Origin of the sequence: Natronomonas sp. EA1 (assembly GCF_051195035.1) — an archaeon.
In the GTDB taxonomy this organism is placed as follows: Archaea; Halobacteriota; Halobacteria; order Halobacteriales; family Haloarculaceae; genus JBNTJV01.
In genome coordinates this window covers 236,904-258,731 of record NZ_JBNTJV010000002.1, presented here as the reverse complement: position 1 = coordinate 258,731, position 21,828 = coordinate 236,904, and the positions used below count along the sequence as shown (strand labels likewise).

Annotated in this window: 14 protein-coding genes; 5 read left to right on the top strand and 9 right to left on the bottom strand. The window is 66.8% G+C overall.

All coding sequences use genetic code 11. The features are described from left to right. Positions 1-28: 28 nt before the first annotated feature. On the bottom strand, positions 29-1,150 hold the full coding sequence (locus ACQUQR_RS07215) for a GAF domain-containing sensor histidine kinase (RefSeq protein ID WP_435195782.1): 1,122 nt from the start codon (positions 1,148-1,150) through the stop codon (positions 29-31). Positions 1,151-1,396: 246 nt separating this feature from the next. Here ACQUQR_RS07215 and ACQUQR_RS07210 point away from each other — a divergent pair, with 246 nt between their 5' ends. Continuing rightward, positions 1,397-2,197, top strand: a complete 801-nt coding sequence (locus ACQUQR_RS07210; protein ID WP_435195781.1) for a hypothetical protein — start codon at positions 1,397-1,399, stop codon at positions 2,195-2,197. On the opposite strand, the gene ACQUQR_RS07205 is transcribed toward ACQUQR_RS07210, so the two are convergent. After that, positions 2,177-3,307 carry a hypothetical protein gene (locus tag ACQUQR_RS07205; protein ID WP_435195780.1) on the bottom strand — a complete coding sequence of 377 codons (1,131 nt, stop codon included), beginning with the start codon at positions 3,305-3,307 and terminating at the stop codon, positions 2,177-2,179. The genes ACQUQR_RS07210 and ACQUQR_RS07205 overlap by 21 nt on opposite strands. 98 nt (positions 3,308-3,405) lie before the next feature. Here ACQUQR_RS07205 and ACQUQR_RS07200 point away from each other — a divergent pair, with 98 nt between their 5' ends. Both ACQUQR_RS07200 and ACQUQR_RS07195 read left to right on the top strand, forming a co-directional pair. After that, entirely contained in the window at positions 3,406-5,181 is a 1,776-nt protein-coding gene (locus ACQUQR_RS07200) for a S9 family peptidase (protein ID WP_435195779.1), read from the top strand. Positions 5,182-5,265: 84 nt separating this feature from the next. Beyond that, positions 5,266-5,742 carry a hypothetical protein gene (locus tag ACQUQR_RS07195; protein ID WP_435195778.1) on the top strand — a complete coding sequence of 159 codons (477 nt, stop codon included), beginning with the start codon at positions 5,266-5,268 and terminating at the stop codon, positions 5,740-5,742. Positions 5,743-5,747: 5 nt separating this feature from the next. On the opposite strand, the gene ACQUQR_RS07190 is transcribed toward ACQUQR_RS07195, so the two are convergent. Together ACQUQR_RS07190 and ACQUQR_RS07185 are read right to left on the bottom strand one after the other, a co-directional pair. Further along, positions 5,748-6,806 carry an NAD(P)-dependent glycerol-1-phosphate dehydrogenase gene (locus ACQUQR_RS07190; protein ID WP_435195777.1) on the bottom strand — a complete coding sequence of 353 codons (1,059 nt, stop codon included), beginning with the start codon at positions 6,804-6,806 and terminating at the stop codon, positions 5,748-5,750. Positions 6,807-6,846: 40 nt separating this feature from the next. Beyond that, positions 6,847-7,836, bottom strand: coding sequence for an NAD-dependent epimerase/dehydratase family protein (locus ACQUQR_RS07185; RefSeq protein WP_435195776.1), 990 nt, complete (start codon positions 7,834-7,836; stop codon positions 6,847-6,849). Positions 7,837-8,109: 273 nt separating this feature from the next. Here ACQUQR_RS07185 and ACQUQR_RS07180 point away from each other — a divergent pair, with 273 nt between their 5' ends. Beyond that, positions 8,110-9,912: a hypothetical protein gene (locus tag ACQUQR_RS07180; RefSeq protein WP_435195775.1), complete on the top strand. Its 1,803-nt coding sequence runs from the start codon at positions 8,110-8,112 to the stop codon at positions 9,910-9,912. Positions 9,913-9,921: 9 nt separating this feature from the next. On the opposite strand, the gene gltB is transcribed toward ACQUQR_RS07180, so the two are convergent. The 4 genes from gltB to ACQUQR_RS07160 form a co-directional block, all read right to left on the bottom strand. Next, on the bottom strand, positions 9,922-14,514 hold the full coding sequence (gene gltB / locus ACQUQR_RS07175; protein WP_435195774.1) for a glutamate synthase large subunit: 4,593 nt from the start codon (positions 14,512-14,514) through the stop codon (positions 9,922-9,924). 585 nt (positions 14,515-15,099) lie between these two features. Further along, positions 15,100-16,572, bottom strand: coding sequence for a proline--tRNA ligase (gene proS, locus ACQUQR_RS07170; protein WP_435195773.1), 1,473 nt, complete (start codon positions 16,570-16,572; stop codon positions 15,100-15,102). Positions 16,573-16,680: 108 nt separating this feature from the next. Next, positions 16,681-18,528: a PAS domain S-box protein gene (locus tag ACQUQR_RS07165; RefSeq protein ID WP_435195772.1), complete on the bottom strand. Its 1,848-nt coding sequence runs from the start codon at positions 18,526-18,528 to the stop codon at positions 16,681-16,683. A 66-nt stretch (positions 18,529-18,594) separates the two neighbouring features. Further along, positions 18,595-19,080, bottom strand: a complete 486-nt coding sequence (locus ACQUQR_RS07160; protein WP_435195771.1) for a hypothetical protein — start codon at positions 19,078-19,080, stop codon at positions 18,595-18,597. 197 nt (positions 19,081-19,277) lie between these two features. Here ACQUQR_RS07160 and ACQUQR_RS07155 point away from each other — a divergent pair, with 197 nt between their 5' ends. Beyond that, positions 19,278-21,203, top strand: a complete 1,926-nt coding sequence (locus ACQUQR_RS07155) for a beta-CASP ribonuclease aCPSF1 (protein ID WP_435195770.1) — start codon at positions 19,278-19,280, stop codon at positions 21,201-21,203. On the opposite strand, the gene ACQUQR_RS07150 is transcribed toward ACQUQR_RS07155, so the two are convergent. Next, the gene (locus tag ACQUQR_RS07150) at positions 21,196-21,759 is read right to left on the bottom strand and encodes a response regulator transcription factor (protein WP_435195769.1); all 564 of its coding nucleotides are present in this window, start codon (positions 21,757-21,759) and stop codon (positions 21,196-21,198) included. The two genes, ACQUQR_RS07155 and ACQUQR_RS07150, sit on opposite strands and share 8 nt — an antisense overlap. Positions 21,760-21,828 lie beyond the last annotated feature (69 nt).

The following is a 21,828-nucleotide window of genomic DNA, read 5'->3' as shown; positions in this document are numbered from 1 at the left end:
GGGAGCGCTCGTCAGCCCCTCGGTATCCTCACTGCGGACGCACACCCGTACCCCGGGAAGCCGTGACGGCCCGATGGAGGCGAACGTCGACCGTCGTTCCGCGGGCGGACGTGGCGACCTCGATCTCCCCGTCGAGATTGCATACGACCCAGAAGACGAGTGCGAGTCCGAGGCCGCTTCCGTGCTCCAGCGCGGTCTCGGTCTCTCCGGAGAGGATTCGCTGTTCCCTCGTGGGTAATCCCGGCCCGTCGTCGGTGACGGACACGGTCACCCGGTCCGCGGAGGGGTCGGTTCTCACCTCGACCGCCGCCTCGCTCTCCGCGTGCGTGGTCGCGTTCTCGAGCAGCTCTTCGATCGCCCCGGACAGCTCCGGGGCGGCGAACGCCGTCGCCTCGCTCGGCGTGTCGACCGAGATGTCGACCGCGGGTCCGTCGTCTCGAACCGCCGTCACCGCTTCCTCGACGAACGGAACGACATCCTCCGGCCGCGCGACGGGCACCGTGTCGGTCAGCTCCTCCAGCTCACGGCTCTTCTCCGCGATGTCCATGAGCTCCGTCGATTTCGAGCAGATGGTTCCACTCATCCTCGCGACCTCACCGTCGGTTCGCTCTCTGATGAGCGCTGCGTACCCCTGCACCACGTTCAGGTCGTTCCGGAGGTTGTGACGGAGGACCCGATTGAGCACGGAGATCAGGCGGTCACGGTTGGCGAGGTCCTTCTCGCGGTTGGTCTCCTCTAAGACCTTCCGGAGTACGTGTCCGGCCAGCTCGATGAACGTCGTTTCGGCATCGGAGAAGGGGGTCTCCCGCGGGTCCGACTCCACGAAGCAGACCGTGCCGTAGGGTTCACCGAACACGTCGATACGGAACCCCAGATACGAGTCGAGCTGGTGGCGCTGGTAGGCGTGGTCGTCGGCCCACCCCTGGGCTTTCGCGTCGTGCAACGCGAGCGGGCTGGACCGTCGTATCGTCCGTCGACAGTAGGAGTCCTGGAGGCTCGCCGTGAGGCCGAGTGGATACGGCCCGTCCACGCCGTCGGTGGACCCGATGACCTCCCAGTGGTCGTCGGCCTCGTCGATGTTGGTGACGTGGCCGTGGTCGATGTCGAGGTAGTCGACACCGACCTCCACCACCCGCTGTATCGCTTCCACCGGGGGTCCACCCCGATGGAGGACCTCGTAGAGTTTCCCCCGCGCCTGTTCGTCCGAGAGTGATTCGCTGTCGCCCGTTCGTTTCACGACTGATTTCCTCTTGATTCCACTACACTACTGAGTCGGAAAATTCGTTTGGCTAACCAATCAGGGTGCTCTTACTTACCGTCCGTTCGGTTCGCTCCCGCCGAGGCTCGGGACCGGCGTGGCGTAGCTTTATCCGACCCCGCGGTGAGTTCGAGTCGAATGCGCGTCGACCGGGGGACGGCCCGTGACCTCACGCTCCTCGCCAGCGTCGGGGTCCTCCTCGCCGCCGTCCACTTCCTCCTCCCCCGCCCCAGCCAGTCCGCGCTCGCCTTCCACCACGCCGACCCCGCGCCGTGGCAGTTCCTCACCAGCGCGTACGTCCACGCCTCCGACGGCCACCTCGCCGGGAACCTCCTCGGCTACGCCATCGGCGCGGGCGTCTCCTACGCCTTCTGCGTCCAGCAGGGCCGCCGTCGGTGGTTCTGGACCACCACGCTCGCCTTCCTCACCGCCCTCCCGCTGCTCGTGAACCTCACGAGCTTCCTCGCCTTCCGCTCGCTCGGCATCGAGGCCATCTCCCGGGGCTTTTCAGGCGTGGCCGCGGGCTTCGTCGGCTTCGTCCTCGTGGCCCTCGCGCGGGACGTGGCTGACCGCCACGGCCCCGGCATCGGCCAGCACGTCGGACAGGGCATCTTCATCCTCCTGCTCGCTGAGGTGGCCGTGATCTACTCGGGTGTTCCCTCCCCGCTCATTTCGGGGTTGCTCGTCGTCGGGCTCGCCCTCTCTTTCGGGTCCGTGGGCCTCCGGGGCCTCCGCGCGGAGTGGACCGAGACGGACCGACGACGGGTCGCCGTCGAAGCCGGGTTCGTCGCCACCACGACGCTGCTGCTCGCGGTGTTCGTCTGGGTGCTGTTCCCCGCCTCGCTCGTGGAAGGTGGTGAGACGACGAACATCATCGCGCACGGGGGCGGGTTCGTGTGGGGAGTGGTGATTGCGATTCTACTCTCTTTTATCTGTTAGAGCAGCAACCGCTGTTTTGAGTTTTGAAGCCCACTGCAGAATCCAGTCTTTGTTCTCTTTGATTATGAGTACGGTAACTGACAGCGAGAGATGGTAGATTGTTGCTATTGCCGAGCCAAATAATAACGTGAAAGTGAATGCAATCACCTCGATTGGCGGTATTTTTTGATAAGAAATATCAATAATAAATAAAAATGCAACGAGCAGCGCTGACGATGAGAAAATCGCCAAATTGCGTCGGTATAAATTTGGCAAAATGTCTGAACTTGACTTAACGATTGAAACCGAAAGCAGAGCTACACCGATTACTGAGACTATCGTTGTTGCTTGCTTTTGTGTCGGTGTGAGCGCTCCTACTGAAGAAATTATTATGAATGCAAATCCTAAACAAGCGCCTCCCAAGTCGTGATACGGGCTGATGAATATGTGATTTTGGATGGTGTTGAGGCTTGTTTGGCGGGCGAATCTTCCCATCACCCATAGCACAGGTCCTAAGACCGCGGCGACGGCATACTCTGGACTGTCCAGTAGGATACTTGGTATCAGTATCGCTATTCCGATGACGAAGCTCAGAATTCCTGTTCTAATTGCTCGAAAAGATCTATCTAAGTTTTGTCTAGTTGTCTCCAATACGGATTCGTTGTGATCTGTTATTGTATCATACGCTGAAATGATTTCTTCACTTTTTGTACTGGGACCATCTATTGGTGCCCTCTTTGTTTCCAAAAGTTCAGTCTCACTCCTCGACACATCCAATGATTTTAGCGCATGTCTCGGCAGGAATACAAATATTTCTATTAATGAAAATATTATGAATGTTACACAAAACATCACCAGAATTCCCACCATGATCTCTCCCTGAGGTTGAACAAAATAGCTCGACGCATTAATTTCAGAAGCTAAACTGGACAACTCTTCTGCAATCACGCTTGGTGAGACTGCCGCAAGTCCTCCAACCGAGATTGATACTGAGAGGACTGTGATTATCACGCTGAATGCACTGAGAACTACACGCAGTAACGCGACGGCTTGGTTCCGGTAGTACCTTTCTGTTTCGATTTGGTGGTCAACGTACCGGTGGATCTCATCTAACCCCTCCCGCCCACTCATGTTGATAGAACCATTGTCTCTCTCTGGTGGTATCTTTCTTCTGTATACATATTCCAGCTTAGCCCAACGGCTAAACCCTCCCCTGTCCTCGTCCAGTCATGCACAATATCGAGCGGTATCTCAACATCAGAAGCGCGTACGGCGCGTCCCTCTCGGATGACGGCACCCTCGCGTTTCGGATGGACACGACGGGCACGCCGCAGATCTGGCTCCAGAACGCGGCCCGCGAGTGGCCGGAACAGCGCACCTTCTTCGACGAGCGCGTCACCTTCGTCTCGTGGAACCCCGATGGGGAGACGCTCGCGTTCGGGATGGACGAGGGGGGGAACGAGCGCCAGCAGCTCTACACCCTCGCGCCCGACGGGTCGATTACCAATCGCACCGAGCGCCCCGGGGCGAAGCACCGCTGGGGTGGGTGGAGCCACGACGGGGAGCGGTTCGCGTTCGCCTCGAACCGCCGGGACGAGTCGGTGTTCGACATCTACACGCAGGCGCTGGACGGGGAGCCGGAGCTGGTCCACGAGGGTGACGGGTGGCTCTCGCTCGCGGGGTGGTCGCCCGACGACTCGATGCTGGCGATCCACCAGGCGCATTCGGGGTTCGACCACGACGTCTCCGTGCTCGACCTGGAGACGGGCGAGCGCACTCATCTCACGCCCCACGAGGGGGCGGTACGCTACCAGAGTCTCTCGTGGGGGCCGGAGGGGGCGCTCTACTGCGTGACGGACCGCGATGCCGACCTGCTGTATCTCGCGCGGCTCACCCTCGACGGTGACCTCGAACCGGTGGCGCGGGACGACGACTGGAACATCGACGGCGTGGCGCTCCACGAGGAGACGGGGCGGTTCGTCTACTCGACGAACGCCGACGGCTACACGGAGTTGACGGTGGGGGAACTCACGGGCCCGACCAGCTACCGGCGGCTCCCCGACCCGGCCATCCCGGACGGCGTGGCGGGTGGGGTGTCGTTCGACGGCGACGCGGAGCGGTTCGCGCTCACCGTCACCGCGGACGCGATGAACGCGAACGTCTACGTCGTCTCGGTGGCGACGGGGGAGGCCGAGCGCTGGACCCGTGCCTCCACCGCTGCGCTCTCGCGGTCGTCGTTCCGGCCGAGCGAACTCGTCCGCTACGAGAGCTTCGACGGGCGGGAGATTCCGGCGTATTTCACGCTCCCCGCGAGCGCGGGCGAGGAGCCCGTGCCGGTCATCGTCGACGTCCACGGGGGGCCGGAGAGCCAGCGCCGGCCCTCCTTCGCCGCGGTGAAGCAGTACTTCCTCGCGAACGGCTACGCCTACTTCGAGCCGAACGTCCGGGGCTCCACGGGCTACGGGACGGCGTACAGCCACCTCGACGACGTCGAGAACAGAATGGACTCCGTCGCGGACCTCAAAGCGGGGGTCGACTGGCTCGCCTCACGGGAGGAGATCGACGCGGACCGAATCGTGGTGAAGGGCGGCTCCTACGGAGGGTTCATGGTGCTCGCCGCGCTCACCGAGTACCCCGAGCTCTGGGCTGCGGGGGTCGACATCGTCGGCATCGCGAACTTCGTCACGTTCCTCGAGAACACGGGGTCGTGGCGGCGGGAGCTCCGCGAGGCCGAGTACGGCTCGCTGGAGGAGGACCGCGAGTTCCTGGAGGCCATCTCCCCCATCAACCACGCGGACGAGATCCGCGCCCCGCTGTTCGTGCTCCACGGCGCGAACGACCCCCGGGTCCCCATCGGCGAGGCCGAGCAGATCGCGGCGGAGGCGAGCAAACACGTCCCGGTCGAGACGCTCATCTTCGAGGACGAGGGACACGGCATCTCCAGGCGGGAGAACCGCATCGAGGCCTACTCACGCATCGTGGCGTTCCTCGACACGCACGTTTAACGAGCGCATAACCGCGCGTGCGGTTCTCTCGCGCGGATGCAAACGATGTGATAGCTTTATTCGTTGTCGCCGAGTCGGGCGGGTATGGTATCGAGTCCGTCTCGCGCCCGCGTCACCGCGCGCCTCGCCCAACTGCGCGACCGATACGGGGGGTTCGACGTCCGCCAGACGACGGTCTCGGTTCACTCGGAGGAGTACGAGGCCAACCGCGACTCCGCGGGCGAGGTGCTCGCTGACGTGCGCGTCCGCAACGACGCGGGCGAGCTGCTCAGCGTCGAGGGGGAGTCCGGCTGGCAGGCACCGATGGTCAGCGTGGGTGCGGGTGAGCCACTCGTCGAGACGGTCGAACACGGGGTCGAACGGCTCACCGGCGTCCGGGCCCGCGTCCAGGAGCTCGACTGCGTCGCCATCGTCTGTGTCCACGACGCCGACGACCCCGACCGCGACGCGCTCTACCAGCTCCACGCGCGGTTCGACGCCGCGTACGACGCCGGCGTCCCCCGCTCCGAGGGGGCCGCGTGGCGTGCCGAGTCCCGCCCGGAAACGGCGCTCTCCTTCTAATCCGTTCAGATAACGTCCGTCACCGTCGCCGCCTCGATGGCGGCCTCCTCGCTCACGCCGTCCCCGAGGATCGTGTAGCGGTCGCGGATCTCGTGGGCCGTCGTCATCGCCTGGACGAACTGCTCGGCGTCGATGCCCAGCGAGGTGGCGTCCGTCGGCGCTTCGAGGTCGGCAAGCGCGGCGCGCACCTCGCGCCACTGCCCGCCGGTCCCGGAGTGGAGGTACTCCGTGACGATGCTCGCGACGCCGACCTGGTGGCCGTGGAGCGCTGCGCCGGGCGCGATGCGGTCGAGCTGGTGGGAGATGAGGTGTTCTGCGCCCGAGGCGGGCCGGGAGGAGCCCGCGATGGACATCGCCACCCCGGAGGAGACGAGCGCCTTGATGACCGCCCACGCGCTCTCCTCTAACCCCTGTTTGATGGAGTCGGAACGCTCGACGAGCAGCTCCGCCGTCATCTGGGAGAGCGCGCCCGCGTACTCCGAGTACTCGACGTTCTTCAGCCGGTGGGCGAGCTGCCAGTCTTTCACCGCCGTGTAGTTCGAGATGATGTCGGCACAGCCCGCGGTCGTCAGCCGCCACGGGGCGTTCGCGATGAGCTCCGTGTCGGCGATGACGGCCAGCGGCGGGTGCGCGGCGACGGAGTGCCGGGTGTCACCCTCCGGGACCGACCCCCGCCCCGAGACGATGCCGTCGTGGCTCGCCGCCGTCGGGATGGAGACGAACCCCGCGTCGAGGGTGTCCGCCGCCATCTTCGCGATGTCGATCGGTTTCCCCCCGCCGAGGCCGATGAGGAAGCCGACCTCCTCCGCGCGGGCGGTCTCGATGACCTCCTCGACCGCGGCGAAGGAGGCCTCCTCCACCACGACGACGGCCGGCTCCTGTCCCGTCTCGCCCAGCGCCGCGACGACCTGCTCGCCCGCGATCTTCCGGGGTGACGGCGAGGTGACGATGAGCGGCCGGCCGTCGAGATAGAGTTCGGAGAGGACGTCGGCCGTCTGCGAGATGACGCCGTGGCCCACGACGACGCTCCGCGGGAGCCGAATCCACGTCGATTTGTCGAACATACCTCCCCCGTCGATGGGGGTACAAAAAGGGCTTTCGCGCTCAGAGCGTCTCCAGAATCGAGAGCACGCGCTCCTCGGCTTCGCGGTCGGGGCCGTTCTCCCGGCCCGTGCGGTCGCTCGCGCGGTGGTCCTCGACGGTCGGTGGCAGGCTCTCGGCGTGCGGGGTCGCCTCCCAGCCGAGTTCGCGGATCTTCGCCGTCTCGAGGACGTGGGGGTACTCGCGGTACAGCGGGAAATCCGTGAGCTCGATGTCCCCAGCCGCGAGCTCGCGTGGCCCGGCGAACACCGTCTCAACCTCGGTGTCCGCGGCGTCCGCAAGGAGCGAGACCCACTCGGCGAGGACGGGGGCGTGCCCGTCACTGATGTTGTAGGCCTCCCCCGCCTCTCCCTCCTCCGCGACGATGCGGAGGGCGCTCGCCACGTCCTCCACGTAGACGAGATGCCGGAGGTTCGTCCCGTCGCCGGGGACGACCACGCGGTCGTGGGCCAGGACGCGGTCGATCCAGTAGTCCAGCCGCTCGGTGTAGTCGTGCGGGCCGTAGACGACGGGCGGGCGGACGGCCATGGCGGTGACGCCGCGCTCCGCCGCGGCGAAGACGGCGCGGTCCCCCTCCGCCTTGCGGGGACCGTAGCTCTCCCAGTCGTCGCTCGTGGCCTGTTCGGGCGTGCAGTCGTGCAGCGGGGTCTCACCCTCGCGTTTGGGGATGCGCTCCGCGCCGTAGGCCGCGCCGGAGGAGATGTAGACGTAGGCGCCCACGTCGGCGAACACCTCGCAGGCGACGCGCACGTCCCTCGGATGGTAGGCCACGCAGTCGACGACCACGTCGGGGTCGACCGCCGCAGCGGCGGCCTCGAGCCGCTCGCGGTCCGTTCGGTCCCCCTGGATGTGGGAGACCCGATCGTCGTCGGCGAAGGGGTTCTCGTGGTTCCCGCGGTTGAACACGGTAACCGCGTAGCCGTGGTCGAGGAACTCCGCGACGGTGTGGCGGCCGATGAAGCGCGTGCCGCCGATGATGAGGGCGTGGGCCATACCCCGGCTCCGAACGGGCGGGGCAAAACCGTTTTCAGTCCCGGCACGCCCCCGACAGCGGCCACGTCACCCGGTTCCGCGCCCCACCCCGCTCGCGCGCGCACCGGGCCACCCGTTCACCCCCCGTCCGGGAAGATTCGGGCCGATTCGGAGCTATCCTTCGCGTGAGAGGTTCATCCCCGAAATCCGGCGCCCGCCGATTTTTTCCAGCCGCGACGTTCCATTCCGTTGTCGAGAAAGGGTCATATATCCCAGCCAGTTACCCGCAGGCTAGTGCCTCCGCGTATCGACGGCCGACCCGACCGCTCCTGGACCGCGCTCCCGACCATCGCCGTGGCGCTGTTGCTCGTCCTCTCGGGCTGCTCGCTCGGCCCGGCCGCGGGCTCGGCGGCGAGCGCGACCCCCGCGCTGACGGCGACACCGGCCTCCCCGACCCCCGATTCGCCCCCGGTGACCGCTCCCAGCCCGGTGGCGACGCCAACGTCGACCCCGGTCACCCTCGACGACCTCCCCGACGCGACACCCAGCGCCCCGACGACCGACACCGCGGTTCCTCCCGCCCCGACGGCGACACCAACGATCCCCGCGACATCGACATCTACACCCCTGCCGTCGGCGACCGCTGACGCCTCTTCCGGGGCTGCCACGCCCGCAGCGCCGGCACCCGCGGGTGTGGGTGCCCCCGCGACGACGACGCCCCTTCCCGAGCCAGCGCGGGCCTCGGAGCCGACACCGGTCCCGACGCCGGCGGCAACGCCCATCTCGACACCCACCGCAACCCCAAGTCCGGTACCCACTCCGACCGCGACCCCGAGTCCAACCCCCACGCCGACTCCGACCCCTACCTCCACTCGTACCCCAACGCCGACCGCGACACCTACCCCAACGCCAACGCCGACGCCAACTCCAACGCCCACCCCAACACCCACGCCCACCCCGACCGAGGAGGCCGAGGCGTGCTGGGACGGTGACACCAGCATCGAGACCACGGACCCCGCGAGCGCCCCGGTCCAGGCGACCGCGACGATGGTCGACGCGGAGACGGTCCGGCTCACCTACGACCTCGCCGACCACACCGGACCGTTCACGGCGGAGCTCGACTCGGGGGTCGAGGGGGTCCGGACCGATGGGTTCGACTACAGCGGTGGGACGGCGGAGTGGGACGAGTCCACGGGAACCGCGAGCATCACCTATCAGGTGGGCACCGCGGGCGAGATCGGTGACGGCTGGGTGTTCTCGCGTGCGCCGGACCACTCCGCCGTGGTCGGGCTCACCGCGACCGACGGCGTCGTGAGCCGCGAGGCGATGCTGTTCGGGTCGTTCGACACCTACACCCGGACGGTCGACTGCCAGACCATCCGCGTGCTCGTGCCGAGTGACCTCCGGCCCGCGGTCCCGCCGACCGAGACGTTGGATGCCGTCGCCGACGCCGCCGCGCGGCTGGAGACCGGCCACACCGTCGACCGGGTGACGCTGTTCACGCTGAACCCCAACAGCGCCATCGCCTCTCGCTACTTCGGGCAGGGTGACTCCGCCATCGAGGCCGACACCGAACTCGCCACGGTCGAACACCCGTGGGTCCACGAGTACGCCCACGCCAGCCAGCGGTTCGCGGAGGACGACGACGCGCTCGTGATGGGCCCCGAGATGGCGTGGTTCCCCGAGGCCACCGCGGAGTACTACGCCGCCCGTATCGCGTTCGAGCAGGCCCACATCACCGCGGCAGAGTACAACGACGAACTGGACAAATCCTCCGCGACCTCCGACGCGGTGCTCGCGGACCCCGACACGTGGGGGCGCCTCACGGAGTACAACAAGGGGGCGCGGACGATGGCCGCGCTCGACCGGGAGATCAGAACGGAGACGAACGGCTCCCGCTCGCTCCAGGACGTCATGCGCCGAGTGAACGCCGAGCGCGGGACGCTCACCTACGCGGAGTTCGTGGGTATCGTCGAAGCCGTCACCGGCGAGCCCTACGCCGAGTGGTGTGACGAGTACATCAGAACGGGTGCGGTCGCCCCGGCGGCGACACTGACAGAAGCGGATCGAAACGGGTCGAACAGCGGGTCGAAGTAGAAGGGAGGCTCAGTCGTCCGAGGAGGCGAAGCCGGTCCCCTCGCTCGCGGTCGTGTCGGGGTGGGGCCCCTCCGGGAGCTCCGTCCGGACGTCGTAGCTCTCCTGTTCCGCGATGATCTCCGCGTACGCATCGGGAAGCACCTTCACGAACCGCTCGACCTCCTCCTCCCAGTGCTCGAGGATGTACTCGCCACGGTCGGAGTCGGTGTACTCGACGTGGTTCTCGACGAGCCGGCGCAACATCGCGCGGTCGCGCTCGTCGAGCTCGTGGGAGGTGGAGACCATCCCGTAGTTCACTTTCTCCTCGAAATCGCCCTCGCGGTCGAGGACGTAGGCGATTCCGCCACTCATGCCGGCGGCGAAGTTCTTCCCCGTCTCGCCGAGGACGGCGACGACGCCGCCGGTCATGTACTCACAGCCGTGGTCGCCGACCGACTCGACGACGGCCTTCACGCCCGAGTTCCGGACGGCGAACCGCTCGCCGGCCATCCCGTTGATGTACGCCTCGCCCCGGGTGCCGCCGTAGAGCGCGACGTTGCCGATGAGGATGTTCTTCTCCGGCTCGTAGGGCGCGTCGTTCGGGGTGTTGACGATGACCTTCCCGCCGGAGAGCCCCTTGCCGACGTAGTCGTTCGAGGAGCCCGTCAGCGACATCGTGACGCCGGGCGCGAGGAACGCGCCGAAGCTCTGGCCGGCGGTGCCGTCGAAGTCGATGCGGATGGTGTCCGCGGGCAGGCCGTCGCCGCCGTACTCCTTCGAGATGCGGTTCGAGAGGGTCGCCCCGACGGCGCGGTGGCGGTTGCGAATCTCGCGGTCGATGGAGACGGGCTTCCCCTTCTCCAGTGCTTCCGCGGCGTCGTCGATGAGCGCCCAGTCGAGCGCCTCGTCGACCTCGTGGGTCTGCGGCTCCGTCTTCGTCCGCTGGTCGCCCGGGGGCTGTGCGAGCACCGCCGAGAGGTCCAGCTTCTTCGCCTTCGGATGCTCGATGTCGTCGCGCTGGCGGAGACACTCGACGTGCCCGACCATCTCCTCCACCGAGGTGAAGCCGAGTTCGGCCATGATCTCGCGCAGCTCCTGTGCGAGGAACGTCATGTAGTTGATGACGTGCTGGGGTTCACCGGGGAACCGGTTTCTGAGCTCCTCGTCCTGCGTCGCCACGCCGACCGGGCAGGTGTTGGCGTGACAGCGCCGGGCCATCACACAGCCCGAGGTGACGAGCGGGGCGGTGCCGAAGACGTACTCCTCGGCGCCGAGCAGGGCGCCGACGGCCACGTCCCGTCCCGTCTTCATCCCGCCGTCGACGGTGACCTTGATGCGCGAGCGCAGGTCCGTCGCGCGGAGCATCTGGTTCGCCTCGGCGAGCCCGAGCTCCCAGGGGAGCCCCGCGTTCTTGATGGAGGTCTTGGGCGAGGCCCCGGTGCCGCCGGAGTGGCCCGAGATGTGGACCACGTCGGCGTTCGCCTTCGCGACACCCGCCGCGATGGTGCCGATGCCGGCCTCCGAGACGAGCTTCACGTTGATGTCGGCCTCCGGGTTGGCGGCCTTCAGGTCGTGGATCAGCTGTTTGAGGTCCTCGATGGAGTAGATGTCGTGCAGCGGGGGCGGGGAGATGAGCCCGACGCCGGGCGTCGAGAAGCGCACGTGGGCGATCATCTCGTTCACCTTCTTACCGGGGAGGTGGCCACCCTCACCGGGCTTCGAGCCCTGCGCCATCTTGATCTGGATCTCCTCCGCGTTGGTGAGATACTCGCTCGTGACGCCGAAGCGGCCCGAGGCGACCTGCTTCACGTTACACTCCTTCTCGGTGTCGAACCGCTCCGGGGGTTCACCGCCCTCCCCGGTGTTGGACTTCGCGCCGAGGCGGTTCATCGCGATGGAGTTGTTCTCGTGGGCCTCCGGGGAGAGACTCCCGAGACTCATCGCGGCCGTGGAAAAGCGGGTGACGATCTCCGAGACGGGTTCGACCTCCTCGATGTCGACCGACTCCCGTTCGCCCTCGTCGAACTCGAGCAGGCTCCGTAGCGAGTGGAGCTCCGCGTTTTGGTCGTCCATCAGCGAGGCGAACTCCTTGTACTTCTCGTAGTCCCCCTCGCGGACGGCGGTCTGGAGCGCGCGGACGGACTTGGGGTTCCAGCCGTGGAAGACGCCGTTCGAGCGGTAGGCGTACTCACCGTGGCGTTCGAGGTCGACGTCGTCGCCGAAGGCGACGAGGTGGCGCTCGCGGAGGTCCGTCTCCAGGTCCGCGATGTCGATGCCACCCGTCCGCGCCGTGGTCCCTTCGAAGTACTCCTGGACGAAATCGGAGTCGAGGCCGACGGCCTCGAAGATCTGGGCACCCTGATACGACTCGACCGTGGAGATGCCCATCTTGGCCATCGTCTTCAGCAGGCCGTCTTCGAGGGCTTTGATGTACGCGGCGATGGCCTCCCCCTCGTCCGCGCCGTCAGGCCCGGCGACGATGTCGCCGATTGACTGGTAGGCGAGATACGGGTTCACAGCACCCGCGCCGTAGCCGACGAGCGTGGCGAGGTGGTGGACCGCGCGCGGCTCCGCCGACTCGACGACGAGACCGACGTGGTTCCGGAGCCCGTTGCGGACGAGGTGGTGGTGGACACCACCCGTCGCGAGTAGCGAGGGGATGGGGATGCGTTCTTCCCCCGCGTTGCGGTCGGAGAGGACGATGATGTCGTGCTCCTGTGCGGCGGCCGTCGCCTCACCGCGGATCTGCCGCACCGCGGCCTCCAGCGACTCCTCGGGGTCGTAGGTGATGTCGATGACCTTCGCGGTGAGGTCGCCGTCGAGGTCCTTGATGGCGGCCGTCTCCGCGTCCGTGAGGACGGGTGAGTCCGCCACCAGTTGCCGGGCGTGCGCCGGCGTTTCGGCGAGGATGTTCCGCTGGTACCCTAACCTGGTCTCCATCGAGGTGACGAGCTCCTCGCGGATGTAGTCGAGCGGCGGGTTCGACACCTGCGCGAACAGCTGCTTGAAGTAGGTGAAGAGCGGGCGGTTGAACTCCGAGAGCACGGAGAGGGGCGTGTCGTCACCCATCGAGCCGACCGGGTCCTTCCCGTCTTTGGCCATCGGCTGGAGCAGCTCGTCGATCTCGTCGTGGGTGTAGCCGTGGAGCGCCTGCTGGCTCCGGAGCTCGTCCGTGCGGTCGCGGGGCGTCTTGTCGTCGGCCTCCGCGATGTCGCCCAGCCGGACCTGCTCGTCGCGGACCCACTGCCCGTAGTTCTCGTCGAGCAGCGTGTCGAACACCTCCTCGTCGGGGACGACGCGGCCCTGTTCGGGGTCGGCGAGGAAGAGCTGGCCGGGCTGGAGCCGGCCGCGCTCGACGATGTCCGCGGGGTCGTGGTCGAGCGCGCCGGCCTCGGAGGCCATCACGAGCGTGTTGTCCGCGAGCACGTCGTAGCGGCAGGGACGCAGGCCGTTGCGGTCGAGCACCGCGCCGATGCGGTCGCCGTCCGTCGCCGCGACGAGGGCGGGGCCGTCCCACGGCTCGACCAGCGAGGCGTGGTAGTCGTACCACTCGCGGCGCTCCTCGCGGACGCGGTTGGCCTCGCCGCGCCACGCCTCGGGGATGAGCATCCGCAGGGCGTGCGGGAGGTTCCGGCCGCCCTGCATCAGCAGCTCCAGGGCGTTGTCCACCGACGCGGTGTCGGACTGGTCCGGGTCGTCGATGATGGGTTTGATCGTCTCGATGTCCTCTTGCGACCAGTGGTCGTTCGAACGGCCCGAGGAGCTCCGCTCCTCGCTGTCGTCGCCGAAGCCGGGGTGTTCGATGTCCGTCTCCCGCGCGCGCATCCAGTTGATGTTCCCCTGGATCGTGTTGAACTCGCCGTTGTGGATGATGTTCCGGTAGGGGTGGGCGAGATGCCACGCGCCGAGCGTGTTCGTCGAGAAGCGCGCGTGGACCATCGCGAACGTCGAGCGCATCCGGTCGTCGCCCAGCTCGGGGAAGTAGCCGACGAGCTGGTCGGCCTTCAGGAGGCCCTTGTAGACGACGGTCTTGCGGTCGAGCGAGCAGACGTAGAAGCGGCCGTAGCCGGGGGGCTGTTCGTTCTCGAGGCGGTTCTCGACGGCGCGCCGGGCGACGTAGAGCTTGCGGTCGAACGCCTCGTCCGAGAGCTCCTCGGCGGGTTCGACGAACACCTGGACGACCTGCGGTTCGGACTCGACGGCGGTCGCGCCGAGGTCGCTGTTGTCGGTGGGGACGGTCCGCCAGTGGAACGCCTCCAGCCCGTGGTCGGCCAGCTCCTCCTCGAAGACGGCCTGCAGGTGGGCGGCCTCGTCGGCGTCCTGCGGCATGAACACCGAGCCGACGGCGTACTCACGCGGGTCGGGGAGATCCACGGGAAGAACGGATGTGTAGAACTCGTGTGGAATCTGCAGAAGGATACCCGCGCCGTCGCCGGTGTTCTCCTCGGCGCCGGTCGTCCCGCGGTGTTCGAGGTTTCGAAGGAGTTCGATGCCGTCCGCGACGGGCTGGTGGGATACCTCCCCATCGAGGTCGAACACCACACCAACCCCACAGTTGGCGCGGTGGTCCTCGGGGTGAGCGAGCCCGTCGCCACTCGCTACCTGATGTGCTCTCTCTGCCATTACCTGTCGTGGCCCGTTGACGCATAAGATGCTTCCCCTCAAAGACTAATGGTGCATTTATTCCAACTAAGGTCAATGATACCTATATTAGGCACTGCAGTCGTGCGGTTTACGACAACCGTGAGGAATCCATATCGGTCGTGGACGTTCATGAACGACTTTCTGAATGTGGGATAATATCACACGATTTCGTCCCGGTGGCGAGCAGCCGACCCCTGACCAGTCCCCGGCCGAGCGGGTCGGACTCCCGCCGTGACCCGGCCGGGCGCGTCTCACAGCACGGGGTCGCTGGTCACGGATTCGTACTTGAACGTTCGTGCGTACGCGGGCGAGTGTGAGCGCAGAACTGCTCGCGGGCGTGGGGCTGTGCGAAGGCGGTTGGCCGGTCACGCGTAGCGTGAACACCCGTGAGCGCAAGAGCGCAAGCGCGACCGCGGGGAAAGGCTGGGCTGTCGCGGTCGCGGTGCAGAAGAGCGGACCCGTTTTGTACCGAATCAGTCCGTCGGGCTGATTCGGGTTTTTGGTCCAGATTTTTCGAGGAGCGGTTCGCGCAAGGCGCGAACCCGACGACGAAAAAGGTGGGTTTTAGTAGTTCTTCGCGAAGTACGCCGTCTCCTCGGCCTCGTCGCCACAGACGCCACAGGTGTCGTGGATGGGTTCCTCGTCGGGGTCGAGCGGGAGCATCACGATCTCGGCGGCGATCTGCTCTTTGATTTCGGTCTCGCAGGCCTCGTCGCCACACCAGCCGGTCTTCACGAAGCCACCGTGCTGGCCGATGGTGCCGAGGATCTCGTTGCGGCCGTGCGCCTCGTGGGTGAGTTCCTCGCGCTGCTCCTCGGCGGCGGCGTAGAGCTTCGCGTACACCGTATCGAGCGCGTCCTCGGTCGCCTCGACGAGCTCGTCGCGGGAGGCGACCTCGTTCTCCCCGTCGGGCCGGTGGACGAGCGTGACCTCTTCGTCTGCGACCTCGTTCGGGCCGACCTCGATGCGGACGGGGACCCCTTTGAGCTCCCACTCGTTGAACTTGAAGCCGGGGTTGCGCTCGTCGCGGTCGTCGAGATGGACGCGGACGCCAGCTTCGTCGAGGTCCGCGGCGAGGCCCGCACAGTAGTCGAGCACCTCGTCGCGGGTGTCCTCCTGCCAGATGGGGACGATGACGACCTGTTCGGGCGCGAGCTTCGGGGGGAGGACGAGCCCCTGGTCGTCGGAGTGGGTCATGATGAGCCCGCCGAGCGCGCGCCAGGAGAGCCCCCACGACGTGGTGTGACAGACCTGCTCCTCCTCGTGCTCGTCGCGGAAGGTGAGGTCGTACGCCTCGGCGAAGCCGGTGCCCAGATAGTGGCTCGTACACGCCTGCAGCGACTTCCCGTCCGGCATCATCGCCTCGACGGTCGTCGTGGTGTCCGCGCCGGGGAACTTGTCGTGGTCGGGCTTGCGCCCTTTGAGGCCGGGCATCGCCATGACCTCCTCGTACAGGCGGTGGTACTGCTCGAGTCGGGTCATCGTCTCGTCCCACGCCTCCTCCTCCGTCTCGTGGGCGGTGTGGCCCTCCTGCCAGAGGAACTCCTTCGTCCGGATGAACGGCTTCGTGTCGGTGGCCTCCCAGCGCACGACGGAACACCACTGATTGAGCTGGAGCGGCAGGTCACGGTGCGAGCGCGTCCACTGCGCCATGTACGGCGTGATGATGGATTCGCTCGTGGGCCGGATGGCCAGCCGCTCTTCCAGCTCGTCGTGGCCGCCGTGGGTCACCCACGCGACCTCGGGGTCGAACCCCTCGACGATGTCCTTCTCCTGTTCGAGATACGACTCGGGGATCATCATCGGGAAGTAGGCGTTCTGCGCGCCCTCCTCTTTGAACCACCCGTCGAGGTAGTTCTGGAGGCGTTCCCACAGCGCGTACCCACGGGGACGGCAGACGATGAAGCCGCCCATCGGGGCGTAGTCGGCGAGTTCGGCCTTCTGGACGACCTCGGCGTACCACTTCCCGGTGGCGTACTCCTTGCTCTCTGTGATCCCGAGCTCCTGTTCCTTCTCGGTGTCCGGTGAGTCGCTCATATCTGTGTGTGTCGGAGGCGCGGCTTAAACACGGTGCGTTTCGGTCGGCGTTCGCTGCGACGGAGGGGCTCTCGGCCCCGCTGGTGGACGCGGACGACGGCCCGGGCGTCAGTCCTCGGCGTCGACGGGCTGTTCGGACTCGAGCCCCCGGATCTCGAAGCAAGCACCCCCCTCCGAGCTCTCACCGGCGGCGACCGACCAGCCGTGGGCCTCCGCGACCTGTCGCACGATGGCGAGGCCGAAGCCCGTCCCCTCGTCGCTCGTCGTGTAGCCGGGTTCGAACACGTACTCCCGTTTCTCCGGGGGGATCCCCGGCCCGTCGTCTTCGATACAGAGCGCCCCGTCGCGCATGGTGACCCGGATCGTCACGCCGCCACCGTTCGCCTCGACCTGCTGGTCCTCCGTGGAGCCGTGCTCCACAGAATCCCCGCGAGCCTGCGAGCGGGAGCCTGTCGAACCGTGTTCGACAGCGTCCTCGTGAGCGTGCGAACGAGGGCCTGTGGAACCATGTTCCACAGCGTTCCGAAACAGGTTCTCGAAGAGCTCCTGTAGCCGACCGGGGTCCGCCGTCAGGGTGAGGTCCGTCTCGATACACAGCGTGCTGTCGGCGTGGTGGACGTTCTGCCACGCCCGGCGGGCGACCGACTCGAGCGAGACGCGCTCGGGGTCACCGGCGAGCCGGCCGGAGCGTGCCAGCATGAGCAGTTCGTCGATGAGGTCGTCCATCCGGTCGAGGGCGGCCAGCGCGTTGTCGAGGTACTCGCTCTCGTGGTCCATCCGAGCGAGTTCGATGTTCCCGCTCGCGACGGTGAGCGGGGAGCGCAGGTCGTGGCTGACGATGGAGGCGAACTCCTCTAACCGCTCGTTCTGCTGTTCCAGCCGAGCCGCCCGCTCCCGGTCGTCCGTGATGTCGACGGCGGCGCCGATGGCCCCGGTTCTCCCCGTCTCGTCGGGCAGTGGCTTCATCCAGACGTCGAACGTCCGTCCCACGAACTCCACGGAGACGTTGTGTGACTTCCCCTCCTTCGCGCGTTCGAGCCCGTCGAGGAGGGCGGGAACGTCGGCCTCGCCGATGTGGTTCCCCAGCACCTCGGGCACCGCGATCCCGAGGTGGTCGAGCCCCTTCCCCTCCGCGAGGGTGAGCCGGCCGTCGGCGTCGAGCGCGAACACCACGACCGGGAGGTTCGTGAGCAGGGTCTGGAGCCGCTCGGACTGCACCGCGAGCTCCCGTTCGTCCGCCTTCCGGTCGGTCACGTCGCGCTGGAAGACGATAACGCCGTACTCGCCGTCGACCTCCGTCGCCGCCACGGAGAGCTCGACGTGGCGGGTCGCTCCGTCCTTGCGGCGGATTCGGGTCTCGACGAGCCCCTTCGAATTCTCCCCCTTCGCGCGCCGCCGCGCCTGCTTTCGGACGCGTTCGCGGTCGTCCGGGTGGACGAGGTCGAAGGGGTTCATCGAGCGGAGCTCCTCCCGCGTGTAACCGGTCTGTTCGCAGGCGGCCTGATTGACGGTGTGGATCTCGTCGAGCGAACAGACAAACACGCCGTCGCGGCTGTGCTCGACGATCCGCTGGTAGTAGCGCTCCCGGTCTCCGTCCCCGTCGTCGCTCGCGGCCGCCGCGGTTCCCCGGTCGACGAGCGTCGCCACCCGGTCGACGAGCGTCGCCACTTCGTCGTCGGTCGAGACGGTGACCGCCCGGTCGAGCGTCGCGGCGTCCGGGTGGACGTAGAGGACGACCGGCTGGTCCGGGTCGCCGAGGAGCGGTTCGAGCGCTCCCGGCTCGATGGGCTCCGATTCGGTCAGTGCCTCGAGACCGGTACGATGGACCGTCTCGAGCGCGTCCGCGGCGCGCTCGAAGGGGAGTGCGACACAGCCGGCCCGCTGCAGTGCCACCGCTATCCGGTTCGTCTCCCCCCACGTACCGTCCACGTTCACGACGCAGACGTCCCCGTTCATACTCCTCATTCGCCGCCATCCCGTATAAGGTTGTCAGGTAATCAACAGTAGCTAGCCCCTGGGCGGTCAGGGCCGGTCCACGGTGAACGGCGAGTCCTCCTCGGTCCACGGCCAGCCGGGCAGTCGGGTCTGGAAGCCCGCAGCGAGGGCGGCGTCGAGGTCGTCCGCGCCCGCAGCGTCGCCCGCACCCCCGTGCGTGAACACGTCCGCGACGTGGAACGTGGATTCGGCGAGCAGCCCCCACGGCTCCCCGCCCGCGATGGTCGCCGCGAGTTTCCTCCCGAGGAACTCGTCGACGACGAACCCGGGGTAATCCCCCGCCACGTCGAGCTCGCGCAGGAGGCCGACGAGCGCGGCGACGTTCACGCCCACGTCGCCGTTCGCGAAGACGGCGTCCACCTCCGCGTGGTACTGCTCTTCCGTCACGTTGCCCACCTCGACCCCGAACGCGTCGCCGAGGATCTCACGGGTCTCGTTGATGAGCGGCACCACCGGCTCCCGCTCGCGAACCCACTCGTACTCCCGCTCGACGGCCGTAGGTGTCAACTCCATACCCTGTATTTGAGAAGCCTTTTATATTATCAGTGGTGTACGTCGAGGTAAGCGGGTTTTCCCGACTGTCCCGCAGTCGTCAGCGTGGACGACGGACTCTCCACGAGTATGATTCCTCATATTCCACGTGCATCGCTACCGTCCCACCGGGACACGACAGCGGCGCACCCCTGCCGGGAACCCCCGATTCTCAACTTATGAGCAACGTAGAGCGGCAACTCGAAGACATCAAAGAACAGATCGAAAGCGAAGTCCCCTCGGACATCTCCATCTCGGACGTCACGTACGAGGGCCCGAAACTGGTCGTCTACACGCGCGACCCGAAGACGTTCGCGGAGAACGGCGATCTCGTCCGGCGACTCGCCTCGAAACTCCGCAAGCGCATCACCGTGCGTCCGGACCCCGACGTGCTCTCCCACCCGCAGGAGGCGGAGGAGAAGATCATGAACGTCATCCCCGAGGAGGCGGGCGTGACGGACCTCGATTTCCACGTCGACACCGGCGAGGTCGTCATCGAGGCGGCGAAGCCCGGCATGGTCATCGGCCGACACGGCTCCACCCTCCGGGAGATCACCCAGCAGGTCGGCTGGACCCCCGAGGTGGTGCGCACCCCGCCCATCGAGTCCTCCACCGTCTCGAACGTCCGGAACTTCCTGAAACAGGAGCGCGAGGAGCGCCGCGAGATCCTCGAACGGGTAGGCCGGCAGATCCACCGCCAGGAGATGTCCGACGACGAGTGGGTCCGCATCACCACCCTCGGCTGCTGCCGCGAGGTCGGCCGGGCCTCCTTCATCCTCTCGACCCCCGAGACGCGCGTGCTCATCGACTGCGGTGACAAACCCGGTGCCGAAGGCGAGGTCCCGTATCTCCACGTCCCGGAAGCCACTCCATTAAACAGCCTCGACGCGGTGGTGCTCACCCACGCCCACCTCGACCACTCCGCGCTCATTCCCCTCCTGTTCAAGTACGGGTACGACGGCCCCATCTACTGTACGGAACCCACCCGCGACCTGATGGGGCTGCTGACGCTCGACTACCTCGACGTGGCGGCGAAGGAGGGTCGCACGCCCCCCTACGAGTCCGAGATGGTGCGCGAGGCGATCAAACACACCATTCCCCTGGAGTACGGCGACGTGACGGACATCGCCCCCGACATCAAGCTCACCTTCCACAACGCGGGTCACATCCTCGGCTCCGCCGTCTCCCACTTCCACATCGGCGATGGCCTCTACAACGTCGCCTTCTCCGGCGACATCCACTACACCGACACGCGGCTGTTCAACGGCGCGGTCAACGAGTTCCCGCGCGTGGAGACGCTCGTCATGGAGTCGACGTATGGGGGTCGCAACGACTACCAGACGGACCAGGCCGACTCCGAGGACAAGCTCATCGAGGTCATCAAGGAGACCGCGGAGGACGGCGGGAAGGTCGTCATCCCCGCGTTCGCCGTCGGCCGGTCACAGGAGATCATGCTCGTCTTAGAGGAGGCGATGCGCAACGGCGACATCCCGGAGATGCCCGTCCACCTCGACGGGATGATCTGGGAGGCGACGGCCATCCACACCACGTACCCCGAGTACCTGCGCGACGACCTGCGCGACCGCATCTTCCACGACGACGAGAACCCGTTCCTCGCCGAGCAGTTCAACCACATCGACGGCGGCGAGGAGGAGCGACAGGAGGTCGCGGACGGCGGTCCCTGTGTCATCCTCTCCACCTCCGGGATGGTCACCGGCGGGCCCATCATGTCCTGGCTCCGCCACCTCGGCGGCGACGAGCGCAACACGATGGTGTTCGTCGGCTACCAGGCGCAGGGGACGCTCGGCCGGCGCATCCAGAGCGGCTGGGACGAGATCCCGATGAACGAGCGCGGCCGCAACGGCGGTGGCCGCGGCTCCACGCTGAAGCTGAAGATGGACGTCGAGACGGTCGACGGCTTCTCCGGGCACGCCGACCGCAACGGCCTCATGAACTTCGTCCGGACGATGAACCCCCGGCCGGAGAAGGTGCTGTGTGTCCACGGGGACGAATCCTCCACGAGAGACCTCTCCTCTGGGCTCTACCACGAGTTCAACATGCGGACGTTCGCCCCGAAGAACCTCGAGACGTTCCGCTTCAAATAGTCCCGCCCGACAGCGGGGAGACGAACAGCTCCGGGGGGAGCTCGTCGACGGTGATTCCGGCTTCCGACTCCTGTCGTTTGATGCGCCTGAGCAGCGCCCGATACGTGTCGTTCTCCGCCAGCTCGCTCGTCGTGAGCGCGTCCTCGATCACCGACCGTCGTTCGACGAGCGCCGCGAGCTCTCGTTGCTCGGGGGGGAGCGTGGTTCGAGCGGCGAGCCGCGCGACGGCGTCGAGCGCGAGCGCACGGTCGAGCGGTTTCAGGAGGTAGGCGTCACACGGGGCGTCCGCGAGGCTCACGTCCGGCGTGACGGCCGTGACGAACGCGACGGGGAGGTCGTGGCCGCGCTCACGGAAGGCGGCGAGCACCTCGTCGCCGCTCATCGCGGGCATCCGGCGGTCGAGGAGGGCCACGTCAGCGTCTCCGACGGCCTCGAGCGCGGCCGCCCCGTCCGTGACGACGGTCGGCTCCGCGCTCCCCGAGAGCCAGATGCCGTAGAGCTCTGCGAGGGCTGGCTCGTCCTCGACCACGAGTACGCGGGGTCGGTCAGCGGGCATATTCGCTCATCAATGGGGAGGAGTAAATCATCATCGGCCGCAGTACCTATGGTCCCGTCACTCCTCCGT

Excerpts from the sequence above, each read along its gene's own strand:
- ACQUQR_RS07160 (WP_435195771.1), bottom strand. The coding sequence starts at position 19,080 with ATGGAGTTGACACCTACGGCCGTCGAGCGGGAGTACGAGTGGGTTCGC.
- ACQUQR_RS07155 (WP_435195770.1), top strand. The coding sequence starts at position 19,278 with ATGAGCAACGTAGAGCGGCAACTCGAAGACATCAAAGAACAGATCGAA.
- ACQUQR_RS07200 (WP_435195779.1), top strand. The coding sequence starts at position 3,406 with ATGCACAATATCGAGCGGTATCTCAACATCAGAAGCGCGTACGGCGCG.
- ACQUQR_RS07185 (WP_435195776.1), bottom strand. The coding sequence starts at position 7,836 with ATGGCCCACGCCCTCATCATCGGCGGCACGCGCTTCATCGGCCGCCAC.
- ACQUQR_RS07210 (WP_435195781.1), top strand. The coding sequence starts at position 1,397 with ATGCGCGTCGACCGGGGGACGGCCCGTGACCTCACGCTCCTCGCCAGC.
- gltB (WP_435195774.1), bottom strand. The coding sequence starts at position 14,514 with ATGGCAGAGAGAGCACATCAGGTAGCGAGTGGCGACGGGCTCGCTCAC.
- proS (WP_435195773.1), bottom strand. The coding sequence starts at position 16,572 with ATGAGCGACTCACCGGACACCGAGAAGGAACAGGAGCTCGGGATCACA.
- ACQUQR_RS07165 (WP_435195772.1), bottom strand. The coding sequence starts at position 18,528 with ATGAACGGGGACGTCTGCGTCGTGAACGTGGACGGTACGTGGGGGGAG.
- ACQUQR_RS07205 (WP_435195780.1), bottom strand. The coding sequence starts at position 3,307 with ATGAGTGGGCGGGAGGGGTTAGATGAGATCCACCGGTACGTTGACCAC.
- ACQUQR_RS07195 (WP_435195778.1), top strand. The coding sequence starts at position 5,266 with ATGGTATCGAGTCCGTCTCGCGCCCGCGTCACCGCGCGCCTCGCCCAA.
- ACQUQR_RS07190 (WP_435195777.1), bottom strand. The coding sequence starts at position 6,806 with ATGTTCGACAAATCGACGTGGATTCGGCTCCCGCGGAGCGTCGTCGTG.
- ACQUQR_RS07150 (WP_435195769.1), bottom strand. The coding sequence starts at position 21,759 with ATGCCCGCTGACCGACCCCGCGTACTCGTGGTCGAGGACGAGCCAGCC.